2 protein-coding genes are annotated in these 2017 nt (G+C 58.7%); both read right to left on the bottom strand.

Annotation, left to right across the window (positions count from 1 at the left end; translation table 11 throughout):
- Positions 1-1448 (bottom strand): protein kinase (locus VI895_07560; protein ID HLG19656.1); only part of this gene is annotated, 1448 nt, incomplete at its 3' end.
- 1 nt (position 1449) lies between these two features.
- The coding region (locus tag VI895_07555; GenBank protein ID HLG19655.1) for a His/Gly/Thr/Pro-type tRNA ligase C-terminal domain-containing protein at positions 1450-2017 on the bottom strand (568 nt) is incomplete at its 5' end.

The raw sequence follows: 2017 nt of genomic DNA, 5'->3' as shown, positions 1-2017 counted from the left end.
AGCGGAATGGCGCCGACGAGCCGGCCGTTGATGTACACCTTGGATCCGAGGGGGCCGTCCACGGCGAGATTCCCGAAGGAAAGTCGGGCAGAACGTTTTGGCGTCGGCGTGGGTCTGCGTGAGGGGAGTGCGGAAGTCGCGTGGGCTCTGTGCGCGGGAGTTGGTTGAGGAGAAGGAGCGGCGGTGGGAGCTCCAGCTTCGGCAGGTGTCGATGCTGGCATAACTTCGTTGGGAAGGGCGGTTCCCTTGACGGTTGGAACCGCGCCCGTCGTCGGCTTCGTCGGCGTTGCGCCGGGCGTTTCTCCCGTAAAAGGCCCCCACTCCCAGGCCGCATAGGACCCGGCTATGGCCAGTCCTCCCAAGAGGACCCAGGCGATCCAGTGCCCGGAGGTAAAAATTTTCGTGACGCCCGCTCGCGACAGGCCGGAGACTTGAGAGATCACGGACGCCGTCGGCTGAATCGTAAAGGGAAGAGGCGTACCCTGTCGGGACAGAATCGGGGTGCGATCCATTGTCGGTTCCACTCGGTCGGCGGCGGTCGGGTAAACGCGGTCGATCCATTGGGAAAGGAGACGAGAGCCTGAGCCGAGCCATGCGGGATCCTGAGCCGCAAACAATGCCTGACGAAATTCCGCCGCGTCCGTGAAACGATCCTGTGGTTTTGGACGAAGGCAGCGCGAGATCGCGTCATGAATCGCTTGCGGAACATCGGCTCGAAGCTGGCTGGATGGTTCGAACTCTCCTTTGACGATCCGTTTCATCGTTTCAAAATCGTTACCGGTGTCGAAGGGATGGCGCTCACAGAGGAGTTCGTAAAGAACCATGCTGGCGGAGAAGAGGTCGGCGCGAAAATCGACCGGCTTGCTCTCCAGTTGCTCGGGAGAAAGATACCGCTGCTTTCCCTTCAAGACTCCTGAAGCGGTGATTTCGCGCTCCACGTTGGCCCAGGCGATGCCGAAATCGGACAATTTCACCAACCCCTCGTAGGAAATCAGAATGTTCTGCGGATTTACGTCTCGGTGGACGACGCCGAGCGGACCTTCCGGCCCCTGTTTCTTGTGCGCGAAATCGAGCCCCGCCAGAATATCCGTAAGGATCTGAACGGCCCCCTGCCAGGGGAGGGCGGTTTCCCGCTTTCGAGCATCGTGCATCATTTGGCGGAGATTTTTTCCGGGGACGTATTCGAGAGCGATGAGATACGAGCTTCCCCATCGGAAAAAATCGAGAATCTGGACCAGATTTGGATGATCCAGATGCGCATGAATCCGCGCTTCCGCCGACATCATCCGAATAAAAGATTCGTCGTCGGCCAAATGCGGAAGAATACGTTTGAGAGCGACCGGTTTTTCAAATCCGTCCGGGCCGCGCTTGAGCGCCTTAAAGACTTCCGCCATGCCTCCTTCGCCCAGACGGGCCACGAGCGTGTAAGGCGAGTCGTTCTCTTTCATGTTAGAGAGGGGGGGCCAACAGCCCTGAAAAGTGGTCGCGCAGCCCCGCAATCTTGATTCGTTCTTGGGTCATCCGGTCCCGTTCTCGGACGGTGACGGTCTCATCCTCTTTGGTCTGGCTGTCCACCGTGACGGCGTAGGGTGTGCCGATCTCATCCTGCCGTCGGTACCGTCGTCCGACCGAGCCGGAATCGTCGTAAAAGACGGCGAAGTGCGGCCGAAGGTCGCCCAGAATCCGTTGCGCGATTTCCGGAAGACCGTCTTTTTTCACCAGCGGGAGAATCGCGACTTGTACTGGGGCGAGAAACGGGGCGAAACGCATGACGGTTCGCTCGGCTTCCTCCGCGAATGCGTCGCAAAGGACGCAGAGAACCGTGCGATCGCAGCCGGCGGAAGTCTCGATGATGTAGGGGAGATATTTTTCCTTCCGCTCTTCGTCGAAATATTGAAGGTTTTTGCCGGAATATTCCTGGTGTCGGCTTAAATCGTAATCGGTTCGGTTGTGAATTCCTTCCAATTCCTGCCAGCCGAACGGAAACCGATACTGAATGTCGAATGCCGCCTTGGCG

The sequence above is a fragment of the Bdellovibrionota bacterium genome (assembly GCA_035292885.1).
In the GTDB taxonomy this organism is placed as follows: domain Bacteria; phylum Bdellovibrionota_G; class JALEGL01; order JALEGL01; family DATDPG01; genus DATDPG01.
The sequence above is the reverse complement of the archived record's forward strand: the minus strand, read 5'-3'. Positions and strand labels throughout refer to the sequence as shown.